The 17516-nt window shown below is 40.2% G+C and carries 17 protein-coding genes; 9 read left to right on the top strand and 8 right to left on the bottom strand.

What is annotated here, in order from left to right; all coding sequences use genetic code 11:
* Positions 1 to 123: 123 nt before the first annotated feature.
* The 6 genes from OIZ54_RS11555 to OIZ54_RS11530 all read left to right on the top strand — a co-directional run bounded on the left by OIZ54_RS11555 (position 124) and on the right by OIZ54_RS11530 (position 6282).
* Positions 124 to 927: a hypothetical protein gene (locus OIZ54_RS11555; protein ID WP_029773447.1), complete on the top strand. Its 804-nt coding sequence runs from the start codon at positions 124 to 126 to the stop codon at positions 925 to 927.
* An 87-nt stretch (positions 928 to 1014) separates the two neighbouring features.
* Complete coding sequence (locus OIZ54_RS11550) at positions 1015 to 1872, top strand: MipA/OmpV family protein (RefSeq protein ID WP_004587349.1); 858 nt, start codon at positions 1015 to 1017, stop codon at positions 1870 to 1872.
* Positions 1862 to 2245: a DUF3019 domain-containing protein gene (locus tag OIZ54_RS11545; protein ID WP_248531130.1), complete on the top strand. Its 384-nt coding sequence runs from the start codon at positions 1862 to 1864 to the stop codon at positions 2243 to 2245. Before OIZ54_RS11550 ends, OIZ54_RS11545 begins: the two co-directional genes overlap by 11 nt.
* A 195-nt stretch (positions 2246 to 2440) precedes the next feature.
* On the top strand, positions 2441 to 3148 hold the full coding sequence (locus tag OIZ54_RS11540) for a response regulator transcription factor (protein WP_054982162.1): 708 nt from the start codon (positions 2441 to 2443) through the stop codon (positions 3146 to 3148).
* Between the two features lie 17 nt (positions 3149 to 3165).
* Entirely contained in the window at positions 3166 to 4458 is a 1293-nt protein-coding gene (locus OIZ54_RS11535) for a sensor histidine kinase (protein ID WP_055253011.1), read from the top strand.
* 471 nt (positions 4459 to 4929) lie between these two features.
* Positions 4930 to 6282 (top strand): sodium-dependent transporter, encoded by a 1353-nt coding sequence (locus OIZ54_RS11530; RefSeq protein ID WP_248531131.1) that lies wholly within the window; start codon positions 4930 to 4932, stop codon positions 6280 to 6282.
* Positions 6283 to 6383: 101 nt separating this feature from the next.
* On the opposite strand, the gene OIZ54_RS11525 is transcribed toward OIZ54_RS11530, so the two are convergent.
* Both OIZ54_RS11525 and OIZ54_RS11520 read right to left on the bottom strand, forming a co-directional pair.
* A complete protein-coding gene (locus OIZ54_RS11525) occupies positions 6384 to 6833 on the bottom strand; it encodes a GNAT family N-acetyltransferase (RefSeq protein WP_248531132.1) in 450 nt (149 codons plus the stop codon).
* A 58-nt stretch (positions 6834 to 6891) separates the two neighbouring features.
* A complete protein-coding gene (locus OIZ54_RS11520) occupies positions 6892 to 7635 on the bottom strand; it encodes a sporulation protein (protein WP_004587355.1) in 744 nt (247 codons plus the stop codon).
* A gap of 266 nt (positions 7636 to 7901) precedes the next feature.
* Between OIZ54_RS11520 and OIZ54_RS11515 the strand changes: the two genes are divergently transcribed.
* On the top strand, positions 7902 to 9476 hold the full coding sequence (locus OIZ54_RS11515; RefSeq protein WP_248531133.1) for a cation:proton antiporter family protein: 1575 nt from the start codon (positions 7902 to 7904) through the stop codon (positions 9474 to 9476).
* A 405-nt stretch (positions 9477 to 9881) separates the two neighbouring features.
* Positions 9882 to 10103 carry a DUF3820 family protein gene (locus tag OIZ54_RS11510; protein ID WP_138577502.1) on the top strand — a complete coding sequence of 74 codons (222 nt, stop codon included), beginning with the start codon at positions 9882 to 9884 and terminating at the stop codon, positions 10101 to 10103.
* Positions 10104 to 10415: 312 nt separating this feature from the next.
* On the opposite strand, the gene OIZ54_RS11505 is transcribed toward OIZ54_RS11510, so the two are convergent.
* The 6 genes from OIZ54_RS11505 to ilvY form a co-directional block, all read right to left on the bottom strand.
* On the bottom strand, positions 10416 to 11663 hold the full coding sequence (locus OIZ54_RS11505) for an ATP-binding protein (protein ID WP_248531134.1): 1248 nt from the start codon (positions 11661 to 11663) through the stop codon (positions 10416 to 10418).
* 23 nt (positions 11664 to 11686) lie between these two features.
* Positions 11687 to 12379, bottom strand: coding sequence for a response regulator transcription factor (locus OIZ54_RS11500; RefSeq protein WP_024031826.1), 693 nt, complete (start codon positions 12377 to 12379; stop codon positions 11687 to 11689).
* 14 nt (positions 12380 to 12393) lie between these two features.
* On the bottom strand, positions 12394 to 12774 hold the full coding sequence (locus tag OIZ54_RS11495) for a DUF3019 domain-containing protein (protein WP_024031825.1): 381 nt from the start codon (positions 12772 to 12774) through the stop codon (positions 12394 to 12396).
* A gap of 1 nt (position 12775) precedes the next feature.
* Positions 12776 to 13639 (bottom strand): MipA/OmpV family protein, encoded by an 864-nt coding sequence (locus OIZ54_RS11490; protein ID WP_282451978.1) that lies wholly within the window; start codon positions 13637 to 13639, stop codon positions 12776 to 12778.
* Positions 13640 to 13750: 111 nt separating this feature from the next.
* Entirely contained in the window at positions 13751 to 14797 is a 1047-nt protein-coding gene (locus tag OIZ54_RS11485; RefSeq protein ID WP_248462546.1) for a GGDEF domain-containing protein, read from the bottom strand.
* 121 nt (positions 14798 to 14918) lie between these two features.
* The gene (gene ilvY / locus OIZ54_RS11480) at positions 14919 to 15824 is read right to left on the bottom strand and encodes an HTH-type transcriptional activator IlvY (protein WP_121637162.1); all 906 of its coding nucleotides are present in this window, start codon (positions 15822 to 15824) and stop codon (positions 14919 to 14921) included.
* A 139-nt stretch (positions 15825 to 15963) separates the two neighbouring features.
* Here ilvY and ilvC point away from each other — a divergent pair, with 139 nt between their 5' ends.
* Positions 15964 to 17436, top strand: coding sequence for a ketol-acid reductoisomerase (gene ilvC / locus OIZ54_RS11475; protein WP_029773436.1), 1473 nt, complete (start codon positions 15964 to 15966; stop codon positions 17434 to 17436).
* Positions 17437 to 17516 lie beyond the last annotated feature (80 nt).

Raw genomic sequence — 17516 nt, 5'->3', positions numbered from 1 at the left:
TACTTCATTCGTTACAAATTTATTCTTTTTTAACTACATCTATGTGCATAATATCATGAAGTTTTGATAGGACTAACGTACAATGTTGCGATTATTGGCTTTTTAAGTGGATGTTAAGTATTTATGCGTTTTATAGTTGTATCACTTTTTATATTATTATCAGCAGGTTGTGCAATTACCAAACAGCCGGCCGAGCCTTTGGCTTTACCGTTAAAGCCAACATTAAAGAGCGAAACTTACCAGCTTGAGTATAAAACAGAGCACGCATCGCCAAAAGTTAAGTCTGTACAGTTACCGGCGCACAAAGTAACACGCGGCCAAACAGTGCGTATTACAACCGATAAAGCAAGCGTAACAGACACGCTATTAAAGCAAATAACACAAGCCTTGAACGATAAAGGCTTAGAAGTGACTGATAGCAAAAACAGTGACTACACGTTAGCTATTCATCAGTTAGATTTAGCATTTACTGACGATACAAAATATGCGTTAACTCAACCTGAAAACCCTTACCCTTTATTTGCCAAAGTAGCGCAGCAATACCCTACTCAACAATGCGCCACCATACTAGCGCAAGTGAGCATGCGCATTACGCACCGCGCCTCTGGCGATGTGGTGTGGTTTGCAAAATCATCAATAGACAGCGCAAGCTTCCACCGTGAGCCTTTATTGTTTAGCTTTGCCCAAGAGCAAAAAATTACTAATGAGTTAGAAGTGGCAACATTTGTACATCAACAAAATACCGAGCAAGCCCGTATAGCGCGCGCAGGTAAGGAAGTAACTGTACCGCCCTTTAAAACCATTACTAAATTAAGCAGCTTAACTAAACTACAAGGCCCATGTACGCGTACAGAGGTGAGTGCCTTAACGCCTATGATGCAATATTACTTAAGCAGTATTTTAATTGACAAAATAAAAGTGCAATAACGTAAAAAACTACATTTTTTTACAGATTCAAGGATTCACTTACCAATATAATACGCTTAATAACAAATAATAATTAGGTCCCCAGGGATGAAAAACGCTTTCTTACAGCATACTTTTATTAATAGCGTATTGCTTTGCGCCAGTTTTTTGAGCTTTCAAAGCCAGGCAAGCAATCGATACTATGCTGATAACACGCTAGAGCCCACCCAAGGTTTTGCGTGGGATTGGAGCGCTGGGGCTGGTTATTATGTAGAAGACTCTTACCTAATTGGCCTTGATTCCTACGACGATGGCATTGAACTCGATTTAAGCCTGGCTATTTCCTACGAAAACTTTTATCTCGACTTTGATCATAACCAGTTAAGCGGCGGCTTAGTTGTGGGTTACAGCCTTATAGATAAATTTGATTGGGGCTTGGATATATTAGGCACCAATACTCAGGCTGGCTTTGATGACAAAGGTTTAGGTTTTTACAACCACGGTGTAATAGAAGAGCTTGCGGGTATAAAATCGCGTAATTACGATTTTGATGCTGGGCTAAGATTAACGCGCCGCTTTGAAAACTCGCAAATTTCGTTTGAGTTTTTACATGATATTACAGGTACACATAATGGCTGGGTGTTTAACACCTTTTTTAGCCATATTTTGCCATGGCGTAATTGGGAGTTTAGATCTGGGGTGGGTATTAGCGCTTATTCGGGCAGTTTTACTAACTATTACTTTGGTATAGATGCAGACGAAGCCACCGCTAATCGCCCTATTTACACCCCTAATGGCAGTACCAGTATTATGTTTGAATTTCATGCTGAGTACCCTATTTCTCAAGATTGGGTGTTTTTGTCTGGCTGGTTAACAACGTGGTTTTCAAAAGAAATAGACGACAGCCCCATTATTTCTCAAGGGTATCAACATAAAGCCAAGGTAGGCCTACGTTATGTATTTTAGATGGATCTGTTTATTATTGATCTTCCCTGCTATTTCATCTGCTAAAACAACAGATAAAACGGCCCCATTAATTGCGCTGCCCGACACCTGTGTTGCACTACGTGAAGGCCGCAATTGCTACGCTGATGTAACCCTTAGCTGGCAGCAAGCAACTATTGGTAATTACTGCCTAAGAGACGCAACATCGAAATATATAATGCAATGCTGGTTAAAGCAGCAACAAGGCGTATTTGAATATACCTTCGACTCCCAGCAAAGTATTTCTTTTGAATTGTTTGATAGTAATACAGCCCAAGTTATTGCCACAACAGAGGTTAAACTGCAGTGGGTTTATCAAAATAGACAAAAAAAACGCCGCTGGCGCTTGTTCTAATTAGAGGTATGACATTTCGTGATTGATTTTACAGCAATGTGTTTGGTAATTAAGTAAGTCAGCGCTTATAAAGTGTGGTCGTTCACCTAAATAGGCTCTAACGCAGCACAAATCCCAAACTTATGCAGCCCTTAGGGTTATTTAAGGGCGAGTTTCAATCCACACACGGCAACCCTCTAACACTAAGGAAGCTTTATGGATAATTACGGCACTATTTTATTAGTTGAAGATGACACCTCTTTAGCCCAATGGGTTGCAGAGTACTTAACCGAGCAAGGCTATACCACCCATGTTTGCCACCGAGGCGATGAAGTAATAAGCCAGGTAAAAAACTTAAACCCTAACATAGTGTTGCTCGACATTATGTTGCCAGGCCAAGACGGTATAAGTGTGTGCAGAGAGCTACGTAGCTTTTACACCGCGCCCATTATTATGCTAACCGCCCGCGATGATGAAATGGATGAAGTAATTGGTTTAGAAGTAGGTGCGAGTGATTACATCATGAAACCAGTGCGCCCTCGCGCATTACTGGCCCGTATAAAAGCAGCACTGCGCCTTACCAGCGAACCGACTAAAGTAACCACTAACGAGAGTGTGATTACTGTAGGCGCACTCAGTATTGATACTCAATCACGCAGTGTAACGCTTAATAATCAAGATATGGCTATTTCTAGTGCTGAGTACCTCCTACTGCACTATTTAGCCAGTAATGCAGGCCAAGTAGTCTCGCGTGATGCTGTGTTTAAAGCAACCAAAGGCCGTGAATACGATGGGCTTGATAGAAGTGTTGATGTACTAATATCTGCGCTGCGCAAAAAGTTTCATGATGACCCGCAAAACCCAGAAAAAATTAAAACAATTTGGGGGCGTGGTTATTTACTTGTTGCCACTGCGTGGGAATAGTAACCGTGGCGGTTTAAATGAAAAAATTTTACATTTCACTACTCGGTAGTGCGCTGCTTTCTATTGTTGTATTGGGCTGGCTAATCGATGCATTTAGCCAACAAACTCAAACACCGCATGATGAATTTAGCCTACAAAGCCAAATGATCAACGGCTTTAGTAAACATTTGAGTAGTGTAGCGACCTCAGAGCGCGCAGCTTATGTAAAGCAATTGGCAAACGACTTTAATGTAAAGCTTGATTACAAAAACAATGAATCCCTTGCCCTGCCACCGTCTTTAATACTACAAATGCATACCCAAAGCGGCCTTATTTTAGAAGACCAGCAAGGTTTTTATATGCTCTACAGTAGCGAAGTATTGTCGCCTTATCATCTTTCCATGCGCCTAGACAAAGGCTTTGAAACAGATCAGCGCAACGATATTATTTTAACTTTGTTGTTTTATGCTGGGCTCTGCATTTTTATGGGCTTTATTATTGCCCCACTTGCTAAACGCTTAACAGTATTAAACGATGCGGCTAAAAAATTTGCCGCAGGAGATGTGCAAGCGAGAATAAAGGTCTCTCACTTTACCTACATAAGAGATGTTGAGCTTACATTTAACCGCATGGCTAGCCAGATAGAAAAGCTCGTGGCGGAAAACAAATTAATGGCATCGAGCTTATCGCACGATATTAGAACCCCTATCGCATGTTTACGCTTTGGCTTAGATGCAGCGCTCGACAGCGCAGACATGCCTAAAGTTAAGCAATACCTTGTGCGTATGGAAAACGATCTTGATCATATGGAATCGATGCTTAAAAGCTATTTAGCCTTTGCAACCCTAGAGCAAAATGCCAACCAGCTCACCTACTCGCAAACTAATTTATCGCACTATCTTGAGGATTTACTTACACAGCTTTCGCCTAAAATTGAAACCAGCCAACTTAAAATACAACTAAACAGTAGTGACGATATGGTTTTTGCTGACTTACATTGGCTTGCCCGAGCTATTAGTAATTTAATTGGCAATGCCTGCGACTTTGCAAAAGACACTATTTATGTCAGTGCAAAGCGCGATGAGCATTATTTATATATTACAGTTGAAGATGATGGCCCAGGCATCGCACCAGAGAACTTTAATAACGTTTTTAGCCCATTTTTTAGAGAAGAAAGCCACCGTAACCGTGCTGATAAAAGTTATGGCTTAGGCTTAGCCATTGTTGCAAAAGTGGCAGATTGGCATCACGGCAGTGTAAGCGTTAGTAAAAGTGCGCGGCTTCAAGGGGCGTGTTTTACCCTTAAAATTGGCCAGCATCACGATTCGTAAAATATTATTTACACAACTGTAATTAGGGCCTGTTGGCCTTTTAGGGTTATAATTTGTTCTATCTAGGGGCTGTTTAATCGCGGCGCGAGGTTTGTAACCTAGTGGGCTACGTAAAAACCGAGTAACAAAGAGTAAATAGCCCCTAGGCAGAACCCTTAGGGCAGCGCCTGTTTGGCATTTATACGTCGTTATCGCCTATTTATGGGGAACAACCACACTACATAGGCTCTGCCTTGCCTAAACACCAAACAGACTGCTGCAAATTTAACCTCGAAAGGTAAACAGGCCCTAAAATTTATTACACAAAATCAACTCCTTATTCTAAACCTGTTGATAACATTAATTAAATGCATCGCGTGATAGACACACCAGACGATAATTATTGTCACAATTGGGCAAATAAGTACTTTTTATTTATTTGCAATTCCAGTAAATTGTCAGCGCCGTCAAAAAATAGAGAAGTACAACAATATGAGCGCAGTTAGAGGTGAGTTTAGCTCTCGCTTTGGATTTATAATGGCCGCCGCAGGCTCTGCAGTAGGTTTAGGTAATATTTGGGGTTTTCCTACCCAAACAGCTAGCAATGGTGGTGCCGCTTTTTTAGTCGCTTATTTGGTACTCGCGTTCTTTTTAGCATACCCCGCACTTATGGCTGAGCTTATAATTGGCCGCCACGGACAAGCTAATGCGGTGTCTTCTTTAACAAAAATAACATCACACGCGTGGCAAAAGCGCTTTGCTTTTATCGTGGGTTTTGGCGGAATTTTATGTGCGGGCTTTATTTTAAGTTTTTATGCCATTGTGGCAGGCTGGATGCTCAGCGCAACAATTGAACCTATCACTACTTTAGCTGGTGCAAACCAAGCTTCAACGTGGTTAAGTGAGCAGTCACTTACACGAAACATCATTTTTACAGTGGTATTTATCATACTCACCGTGGCTATTATTAGTCGTGGCGTAGAAAACGGCATAGAAAAATGGTCTAAGCGTCTGATGCCTGCGCTTTTAGGTATTTTATTTGCCCTAATTGCTTACGTTATGACCCAAGAAGGTGCTATGCAAGGGCTTAAAGCCTATTTAGTGCCTGATTTTTCATCTATATTTGATGCAAATTTACTCGTAAGTGCACTCGGTCAAGCGTTTTTCTCTTTGTCATTAGGCACCAGCGTGATGATTATTTATGGCTCTTACATAAGTAAAAAAGAAAACCTAGTCACGCTAGGCGCATATGTAACCTTAATAGATGTGTTTATCGCGTTTGTAGCGGGCCTTTTAATTATACCTGCCATGTATGTCGCACAAGCTCAAGGCGTAGAAATTTTTTCATCTACAGGCAAACTTCTCTCTGAAGACACACTCGTGTTTCAAGTGCTACCAGCATTGTTTGATGGTATGGGCTCTGTGGGTTTATTTATAGGCTTTGCATTTTTTGCCCTAATGAGTATAGCCGCACTTACCTCCTCTATTTCAATGTTAGAGGCGCCGGTATCGTATACTGTGGAACGCTTTGCAATGAGCCGCCTGCAGGCTACATGGCTAATTGGCGCGCTAATAAGCGCAGTGAGCATTACCATAGTATGTAACTTAGGAAGCTTATTTGGTTTAGTGATCACCCTAACAACTAAAGTTGCTCAGCCTTTACTTGGCTTAATGTGTTGTATTTTTGTTGGCTGGATTTGGTACCGTGGCTCACTACTAAAAGCAATACAGCAAGGTAACCCTGAGGTTCATAACACACTATTTTGGAAAGTATGGCCTGTATACACTAAGTTTGTGTGCCCTATAGCTATTGGTGCTGTGTTTTTACATTCGGTGTTAAGTTAAAACGTTATTTTTAACTTACCCGAGTTCAGGTTAAGTACTAAATTAAGCAAAGCCCACGCGTTAAGTGGGCTTTTTAATAGCTTAAATTTACTCGTAATAAATTAGCTTAGTGTATTTAGCACCATATCTTGATGAGGGATGCCATCTTCTAGGTATTGCTCCCCTACTTCTGTAAAGCCAAAAGATCGATAAAATGCTAATAAATAGGTTTGTGCGCCTATATAAATATGACGCTGTGGCCACTGCTTTTTGCAACATGCTATGGCCGCATTTACAAGCTCAGTAGCCCGCCCTTTACCTCGCTCACTTTTACAAACCAGTACACGGCCTATTGCACTGTACTGCTCGTTTTTTTCATAGCAGCGGACATAAGCTAATAAACTATTATCTGCAATTGCATATAAATGCTGAGTACTAGGGTTAATGTCTACCTCATCGAGTTCAGGGTAAGGGCATGTTTGCTCTACTACAAATACATCAACACGGCCGCGCATTATCGTAAATAAAGTACGCGTATCAAGCGCATCAAAATACGCACATTTAAACGACATATAAAATCCTAAAATAAAAAACCCAGCCTAAGCTGGGTTTAGTTAAACTACGCATCACTTAGGCAAACAAACGCTCTAATTGGTCGCACAACTGCGATAAATTCACATGGTCGTGCTCTATGGTTAAATCAACATAACCATCGCCTCTAAATGCTCTATCCAGCTCAATTAAAACATGCGTTTTGTGTGCTTCTGGTACAAACGATAATTCAATTTCTTGAATACCAAATAAGCTGCGGCTATTAGGCTTGTACTCTAACTCTTGATAACACCCCGATACCGACTGAAAAGTAGGCGCACGTAAATGGCCTTTTTCAACATCAGCTTTTAATAAACTAAACCCTAATTTATCCATTGCTTGCATACAGGTTTTAACAGCTTCGTTAGGGTAAATATGCAAGTGATCTTTATCTGTAGGGTCTAGTGCTAAATCAATATCAAGGCCTGTTTCAATCCATACATGTGATTGGTTGTAGCCGGCATTAATTTCGGTAATTGGCGTTTCTGGATGAAGGCGCGCTTCAAATGGAATGCTTTTAACTTCGCCTGGCTCAACAGTGCCTATGTCGGTTATACGCCACTGATCAATTACATGATTAGTAAAGTACTCACCTTCTTCGCCATCAACTTTAACGCGAGTCATTAAAAACAAATCAAGGCCAGCAATTTCTTGAGCCACATCGCCTGCAGTTATAACGATATTAGCGTTAAAAAGTTGCCCTGGCTGAAGATGCTCAGTTTCTAAAATTGTATCTACTTTTGCAGCGCCAATACCTACCGACGCTAAAATCTTTTTAAACATATCTATCTCCTTAAGCTGAGCGGCTCAGTTTGTTGCTCAAGCTTAAACTCCTTCGTTAAAGCATCTTAACCATATTTAAAAGCCAATGTCAGTGAAAAAATGTTATTTACATGCTATTTACGATTAAATACGTGTTTAATGTGCATTTTTTATACGTAGCTGGGCAAGTAATTGATTAAACGCGCTCATTTTTAGGGCTATTTTTATTTTCAATGGTATAAAATTTTCGCTACACTGCAATCCCAAATGAAGTGATATTAAGAATTATGGAACTAATCTATTTTGCCGCCGCGTTTGTTTGTGGCTTTGGTGTTTATCAATTAAAACTTCCTCCCCTTATTGGCTTTTTACTTGCCGGTTTTGCATTAAATTTATCTGGCTATAAAAGCACCGAACTACTCGATACCATTGCGGCACTGGGTGTAACACTTCTTTTATTTAGTATTGGCTTAAAACTTAAAGTAAACAGCTTAATCAAGCCCCAAGTATGGGCACCCGCTACCCTACACATTATTTTTAGCAGTGCATTATTTAGTGGCTTTATGTTACTGCTAGGTATTTTTGCTGTGCCTATGTTTGTTGATTTAAGCTGGCAAAGTGCCTTATTAGTTGGGTTTGCGCTAAGCTTTTCAAGCACTGTATTTGCGGTAAAAGTACTTGAAGAGCGCGGTGAAATGGCAAGCCTACACGGAAAAATAGCCATTGGCATTTTAGTTATGCAGGATATTTTTGCGGTTATATTTTTAGCCATTAGCACCGGCAAAGTACCTAATATGTGGGCTCTTGCTTTAATTATTGCACTCCCTTTAGTGCGCCCACTTATGTATGCAGTGCTTAACCGCTCTAAACATGGTGAGCTATTGCCGTTATTTGGCTTTTTCTTTGCGTTGGTAGCCGGTTATAACGCTTTTGATTTTGCAGGTTTAAAGGGCGATTTAGGCGCGCTAATTATGGGGATGATGTTTGCGCCACATAAAAAGGCGGGAGAGCTTTCAAAATCGCTGCTTAATTTAAAAGATATTTTGCTGGTCGGTTTTTTCTTAAGTATTGGTTTAAACGCAGAGCTTACAGCTAATTCATTAATTGTAGCGTTAATCCTTATATTTGTGCTGCCAGTTAAAACCTTACTTTATTATGTGTTTACGAATACCTTTAAACTCAGAGCGCGCACCTCGTTACTCACTGCATTTAGCCTTGCTAATTTTAGTGAGTTTGGCCTTATTGTGTGTGCTGTGGCAGCCTCTACAAGCATGATCACCTCAGAGTGGCTGGCGGTAATGGCTATTGCGGTGTCTATTACCTTTGTTATTGCATCGCCTCTTAATAAACGCTCAAACGAGTTATACGTAAAAATTGAGCGCTGGTTATTAAAATTCGAAAGCAAAACCCGCTTAGCTGAAGAGCTACCCGTTAATTTAAACGACACTAAAATCGTTATATTTGGTATGGGACGCATAGGTACAGGTGCCTACGAAACAATAAATGCGACTCACCCTAATGTAGTGGCGGGCATTGATATAAAACCAGAGGTGGTAGAAAAACATATTAAACGCAATAGAAAGGTACTCCTTGCCGATGCCACCGACCCTGACTTTTGGCAGCGCGTTAACCACTCTCATGTTGAAATGGTGATGTTAGCTATGCCAAAGCATATGCAAAATATTTTTGCACTAGAGCAATTACAAGCCTCAGGCTATAACGGCCAAGTAACAGCTATCGCCAATTACCCTGATCAACAAAAAGAGCTTGAACAAATGGGCGTAAACTCGACCTATAACTTTTATTTAGAAGCAGGAAGTGGTTTTGCCGAGCACGTAAAGCAAGAGCTATTTGAAAAATAGCACTTTTATACTAAACAATAAAAACAACCAAATGAAAACGCCTTATTTTTAATAAGGCTTTTTTATTAGTTTTAGTTTAAAAACTCATTTTATTTACATTCCTTTACATTACTTCTCTCTATCTGTAAAAAAAACAGATAAACTACCGGTGTTGTTTAAATAAACGCCTTCGCACCTATGTCGCATAATTAGACTCCAGCTAATTAATGCAAGGTAAGCATTTATTTATCAACACAAATTTATTCAATCAGAGGGCCTACTCCCTCGTTCAATAGGCTGTTTCTTGCCCGTCACAGCCTATTTTATTTCTGTTTACTTGCCCGCTTACCCAGCCACTATTTAATGCGTTTATTATTAATAAGCAGTAGTATTACTATTATACGTTTTATCAATTACTGACTTATTATGGATACAGCCGAACTCAAGCTCGCCATTAATACAATTATGCCCTTTGGAAAATACGCAGGCAGACCCTTATTGCTTTTGCCAGAGCCCTACCTAGTGTGGTTTAAACAGCAAGGGTTTCCAGAAAGTAAACTCGGAGCGCAGCTTGCAATGATGTACGAGGTTAAATTAAACGGGCTTGAGCAAATGCTGATGCCCCTACTTAAAAAAAATAAAAAATAATTGAGAACTTTTTCCACGTAGCCGGGTCTACTATTTTGCTACTTGTTGATTTTGGTTTTTAACCACAAAAAGCGCCTTAGGCGCTTTTTTTATGTCTGGCGTTTTTAGGTAAGTTACTTTTATACCAATCCGCATAATAAAGTGATCTATTTTGAGGATGGAAAAACGTGTTGATAGCTAAGCAAAAAATTTGCTATTTAGTTGTTCTCGGCAATTACTCCTGCATTGCTCTACCTTCTGCATCCATGCAATCGTAAATGAGAATTTTTAACGTAGGTAGCGACACATTTGTCCCTACAAAATGATTAAGTATTATTGCGGATAAGTATTAGGTAAGGTAACTATAAACTTAGCGCCACCAAGCGATGAGTCAGTGATTGAATAGTGCCCTTTATGCCACGATACAATTTTTGCCACTATTGCTAAGCCTAAACCAAAGCCCCCTGTGCTTTTATCACGGCTTTTATCTAAACGAGTAAAAGGTTTAAATACGCTTTCTCTGTCGCTTTTTAAAATACCTTCTCCGTCATCTTCCACAATAAAGTAAATTGCATCACCCTGCGCTTTGAGTGTGACATCAACACGACTAACAGCGTACTTTAACGCATTGCCCACCAGGTTTTGCATTACACGCGCAATAAAGTGCGCATCACACTTGTACACTAAAGCCTGTGGTAACACCGCATTAAACTCTATGCCGCTTGCAAAATTTAGCTTATTAATGACCGATTGTGTTAAGGCCGCCAAATCAACGTCGCTTGTCACTAAGCTTGGTTGCTGCGAATCAAGCCGAGCATATTCAAGCATTTCACACACAAGCGCTTCAAGTTCGCTTATATCTGCCTGCATATTAGTTAGGTAATGTTGCCCTTTTTCCGATTGCAGTGTTTCTTCTAACATGGCTATACCAAATTTTAATCGTGCAAGAGGCGTTCTAAATTCATGAGATACAGAGGAGGTTAGTTCTTGTTGCGCACTAAGAAGATGCTCTATGCGCTGCTGCATTACTTTTAGAGTATCAGTAACGGGTAAAAAAAACGATTTAGAAGGACTGCTTAAGTTAAAGTCTTGCGAGCCATCTACCGCTTCGCACGCATGGCTTAATTTAGAAAAATCACGCCATAGTAAAAAGCTCCACAGCCCCACAGGTAACCCTACAATAGCCAGTAACATTAAATACGGGATAACAGAACTTTCAGGTGCTTTTATAACGCCTACTGGACCAATTTGAAGTAGTTTGTTATCACCAAGCTCAACATACCACACTATGCGCTGCTTTTTATCATACAGGTACAGGTAATGATTTTTATCTAATGAGGCTTGCTGCTTAAGGGGTAAAATAAGATCTTTGCGGGCAATAACTTGGCTTTCAAAGCTGTGTTTTAGCTTATCTAGCCCATCATCGGTTTGCGATAATAACCAAAGTGCTTGGCCAAACTCATCATCTAACAGCACTTGCTGCTGCGTCTCTTCGTAAGGCCAAATTTGTTCTATAACACCACTAACAATAAATAAAGAAACAATGATATAAACATATAAACTTATAAATAGTTTGCCCATTATTCCTTATTTACCTTCATATATTATTTTTCCCAGGCGTCTGATACAAACAAGTAACCTTGCCCCCACACGGTTTTTATACGGTAAGGTTTATCGCTGTTATCACCTAGCTTTTTGCGAATTCGTGACACGCGTACATCAACGGTACGGTCAAGCCCATCGTATTGACGGCCAATCATATGTTGATGAACATGTTCACGGCTTAGTACTTCGCCTGCATTTGAGGCAAGTAGCCATAATAGCTCAAACTCATGCGATGTAAGTACTATTTCGTTTTCGTTTAATTTAACAATTCGGCTGGTTTTATCAATGACTAAATCACCAAACTGAATCTCTTCTGCGGCCTTAACCACGGGTTGCCCGCGACGCAGTAATGCATTTACACGCGCCAGTAAAACACGCGGTTCTGCAGGTTTTACCACATAATCATCTGCGCCAAGCTCTAAGCCAATTACCTGGTCAAAGTCTTCACCTTTTGCAGTAAGCATTAAAATTGGCAACGAAAACTTATCACGTACTTGTCGACATACGCTAAAGCCATCTTTACCTGGCAACATAATATCTAAAATCATTAAATCAGCAGCGTTATTCTCAAGATAACTAAATACTTCATCACCACGGCTTAATACGTCTACTTCTAAGCCATTATGTTCAAGATAATCTTTTGTTAGTTGTTGTAAACCTAGGTCATCTTCAACAAGTAAAATTTTTGGCATGAGTTGCTCCTAAATTAAAAATAGCTCCATGGAGAGCGAAGCCTGCGCCTACTTTTTTTAGCATCAGCACTTTGCACTTCAACGTGTGTTTTAGCAATTAACACACCGGTATGAGGATTGATTAAGGAGTATATGGTCTCTACCTGAACACGCGCTTTATACTCAAACTCACCAACAGCCTGCTGTTGCCAGCATTTAATCAGTTTGTTTTGTTGGTACAGGCATGCATCGCTTGGCGATGGTTGCTGCCAATTAAACTTTAAATCAAGATCGCAAAACGCTTGCTGCTCAGACACAACACACACTTTGGGAGAGACCTTTAAAGACGCATTTTGCGCTACAACGGGAGGGCTAAACAGAAAAACTGTAAGCACAATCAACATTAAATACTTCATATTAAAAAGTATGATCGAATCCTATAAAAGCAGTCATTGAATAGTTACGTTCAAAAAGCGGACTGCCATCCATAGCTGAATAGTCGTAATATGCTACATGAAAACGAAGACTGTTAGCCTCACTCAATGGCCAACTGGCGTCGATTTTAGCATAAGGTTGCCAGCTACTACCAACGTCAATTTTACCTAATGAGGTTTCGTGTGCTTTTAAACCATAATAGTAGCTGTTTAATTCAGCTGATTTATAGTTAACCCCAAGCGTTGGCTTTAACTTTAAACGCCCTACTTCACTGTGGTACTGCCATTGTATAGCGCCTCGAGTACCGTTATAAACATTACTTATATCGTGTAATAACTGTATCGATAGCACATGATTTTGCTGCACATAATGATAGCTGCCCCCAGCATCTAGGGCTAAATGGCGATTATCAATATTATCGATATTTATTTTTTTAGGCTGAGGATTATTTTGCGCTAATGCAGAAGCACCTGCGGTTGCTGGTAAAACAAAGAGGTTATTAGGATGCCAATCAATAAAAAAGCGTGACTCTGCGTTAAGTTCTGAAACGATATTAAAATGATGCTTTTGATTTTCTACAAGTGTGTAGCCAAGGCGACCATTATCGAAAAACCAGCGCTCGCCATAAAAAGCAATGCGTGGGATCACAGGGAGCGGGACGTTTTTTCCGCCATGCAGAGGGTTGGTAATAACACCCGCGCCGACACTTAGATTTACATGCCACTTCTTAACAGTAATATGTTGCTGTGCATACTCTTGTTCGTTGTAGGCCTGCGAAGCTGTGCTAGGCACGCAAACAAGACACACCACAAAGCAAAAAATGTAAATAAAAGTATTGAGCCGCATTAACCTAATCTAAATGAGTAAAATAAGTAAGTCACCCATACTAGCAAGGTAAGCACAAATGTGCGCCACCTGGTTACAATCATTCACAATTTTTATACATGCGTATCACATTTAAATATCAGAGGCTATTTCAATACGGTTGCGACCATGTGTTTTAGCTATATATAAAGCACGGTCGGCGCGCTCAATAAGTACCGAACCTTTCGTGAATGGACGTAAAATAGCGAGCCCAAAACTTGCAGAAATTGCACGTTTAGAATTTACATCGTCTTTTTTACGGATAGTTAATGAGGCAATATCTAAACGAATTTTATCAGCAAACACCATAATCTCGTTGATGCTGTCAAAATACCCGGTAATACAAAACTCATCACCACCATAGCGGTAAACATTCAGGCTATCGGAAATATTTTGCGAAACTTTTTTGGCTACTAATTTAAGTACTTCATCGCCTTTTTGATGACCAAAATCGTCGTTAAAACGCTTAAAGTGATCAATATCAAACATGATTAGTACCGCCAATACGCTCTCGTCAGCTTGCTCTGAATAGGTTTGACAAAACTGCTGAATATCATCATCAAACTTTCTTCTATTAAAAAAGCCTGTCAGGGGGTCTGTATCGGCTGCTTCTTGAGAAAGGTTAAGTGCTTCTTTTAAATCTTTAATTTCGTTATAGGCTACCGCAAGCTTAGTTTGAAATTCTCGCGCATAGTCTTGCATAGCCACCGACTCGTCGGTTAAGCGTTCAACACAACCGAGTATTTCGTTAAACGAATTTACATTAGCTAAACTTGCCAACTCATTTTGAGAATCTACCAACGACGTGGTAAAGCTTTTAGAATGATCGAGGGTAACGCTTATATCATGCTGTACTTGCTCCATAGTGCCATGGAAGCGATCAGCCATTTCTTGAAAAAACACTAAGTCATCTTCGCTTAAATGCTTATCAAAAATTTCTTTTGCTTTATTTTGAGTACATGTTTGTTGCTCAGCAATGACGTGATCAAGCTCAGCATTTAATGCTGGCTTACTGCCTTGCACATAGCAATACCAAATAGCGTAATTGATAGGCGTTACCGGCATTCGGTATTTTACCATCAGAGGAATTGCTTTTTTTAAACATTGAGCAGAATGAGCGAGCGATACAGCATGATCCATAATTATTATAAACTCTCGTGCGTCATTATTTTTTATTATTAAGCTTTCATGTTAAGTAATAGTAAACTCATACGCAACTGTTAATCATACTATTTACTGAATTATATTAATCGTTAAAAGCTTAAATAACATTTGCGCCTAAAGTTTGTGCAATATTCCATAATGCACTGATTGCAGGGTCGTTAAGTTCTTTTTTTAGCACCGCCAAACCAATATCAAACCCTTCTGGCTGGTAATTTTCACTAGGCAGTACGTGTACCTTGTCTTGTAGCGGACTATTATCTAGCACTATTTTGGGAACCATGGCGACACCTAATCCTAGGCTCACCATAGACACCATAGCTTCGTGCCCTGCTACTTGTGCATAAATTTTTCCATGCACATTATTTTTCCGCCACCACTGCTCTAACCGCTGCCTAGAAAAACCTTGCTCAGGTACAATAAACTCCAGTTCTGACCAATCAATATGTGGGGCGTTTTTCGCTATTTTTTCGCTGATCGGGCATTGAATTTTAGGGCCAATAAGAACCAGTGGAGAGTGACCTATATTAACAAAAGCAATTTGGGCAGGCAGTTTACTTGGCCGTGCAGCAATAGCCATTGATTCATGGGCATCCAGTACTCGGTTTATTGCCAACGCCGGATCGCCGGTATTTAGCGTTATTTCTATATGCTGATGCTGCGCGCGGAGTTGTTCTAATATTTGATGCAAAAAACTATACGAGGCGGTGACTGAGCAATAAATACTCACATTACCGTAAATATGCTGGGTTGGGTCTTTCACATTCGCTTTAAAGCGCTGCCAATTAGCCAGTGTAGAGGTGGCGTAATCAATAAACGACTCCCCTTCTTTAGTTAATTTTACACTTCGGTTATCGCGTATAAATAAAGCAACGCCGACCTCATCTTCAAGCTGCTTAATATTGCGACTTAATGTAGGTGCACTTATATGGCACAGCTCGCTCGCCCTGGCAAAATGGAGCGTTTTAGCTAACGCTAAAAAGTAATTTAAATGCTTATGATCCATTACACGCCTCTATGTTTCATTTTTTGAAATACTTTAGTGCAAATATATCATTTTACGCAAGCAAAGTTTTTTTTTATGGTGTGTTTAAGCAAAGCAAATACGCTTTGCATCTAACAAACACGAATTATAGGACACTAACATGGCGAATTATTTTAATACCTTACCTTTACGCGAGCAGTTAGCTCAATTAGCGCAATGTGAATTTATGGACCCAAGTGAATTTACCGATGGTGTTGATGCACTTAAAGGTAAAAAGCTGGTTATTGTTGGCTGTGGCGCACAAGGTCTTAACCAAGGTTTAAACTTACGTGACTCAGGCCTAGATGTATCGTACACGTTACGTCAATCAGCAATTGATGAGCGTCGTCAGTCATACTTAAATGCATCTGAAAACGGTTTTACTGTAGGCACCTACGAAGAGCTAATTCCGAGCGCTGACGTAGTATTAAACCTAACACCAGATAAGCAACATACGGCCGTTGTAACTGCCATTATGCCTTTAATGAAACAAGGCTCTACACTTGCTTACTCGCACGGTTTTAATATTGTTGAAGAAGGCATGCAAATTCGTGAAGACATTACGGTAATCATGGTTGCTCCTAAGTGTCCTGGCTCTGAAGTTCGCGAAGAATACAAACGCGGCTTTGGTGTACCTACTCTTATTGCAGTTCACCCAGAAAACGACCCACAAGGTCACGGCTTAGCACAAGCTAAAGCCTACGCTGCGGGTACCGGTGGTCATCGTGCCGGTGTACTTAAGTCATCGTTTATCGCTGAAGTTAAATCAGACTTAATGGGCGAGCAAACAATTCTTTGTGGCATGTTACAAACCGGTTCAATTTTATGTTTTGATAAAATGATTGAAAAAGGCATTGATGCGGGTTACGCATCAAAACTAATTCAATACGGCTGGGAAGTAATTACCGAAGCCCTTAAATACGGCGGCGTTACTAACATGCTTGACCGTTTATCAAACCCTGCAAAAGTAAAAGCGTTTGAACTAAGCGAAGAACTTAAAGTTATTATGCGCCCGCTTTATAACAAGCACCAAGATGACATTATCGACGGTACTTTCTCACGCGTAATGATGGAAGATTGGGCAAACGACGATGCAAACTTACTAAAATGGCGTGCAGAAACTGCCGAAACTAACTTTGAAAAAACCCCTGCTGGTGATGTAGAAATCTCTGAGCAAGAGTTTTTCGATAACGGTATTTTAATGGTTGCTATGGTTAAAGCGGGCGTTGAGCTTGCATTTGAAACCATGACTGCAGCAGGTATTATCGACGAGTCGGCTTATTATGAGTCTTTACACGAAACACCATTAATTGCCAACACAATAGCACGTAAAAAGTTATTCGAAATGAACCGTACTATTTCTGATACTGCAGAATACGGCTGTTACTTATACAACCATGCGTGTTTACCATTATTGGCCGATTTTATGAAAAACATCGACACCGATGTTATTGGTAAAGGCTTAAATGAGCAAAGTAACCAAGTAGATAACCAAACATTGATTCAAATTAACACTGCACTACGTGAGCACCCTGTTGAAATTGTTGGCGCTAGACTACGCGGCTACATGTCAGCAATGAAGAAAATTGTATAACTAGTTTCGCTTGTTAGAAACCAAGCCCACATGCGTACGCTGTGGGCTTTTTCGTGCTAGTAATAATAAAAAGCGAGTAT

Source organism: Pseudoalteromonas sp. A3 (assembly GCF_025942345.1).
Classification (GTDB): domain Bacteria; phylum Pseudomonadota; class Gammaproteobacteria; order Enterobacterales; family Alteromonadaceae; genus Pseudoalteromonas; species Pseudoalteromonas atlantica.
Note: the sequence above shows the minus strand (reverse complement) of the source record. Positions and strands in the feature narration are given on the sequence as shown.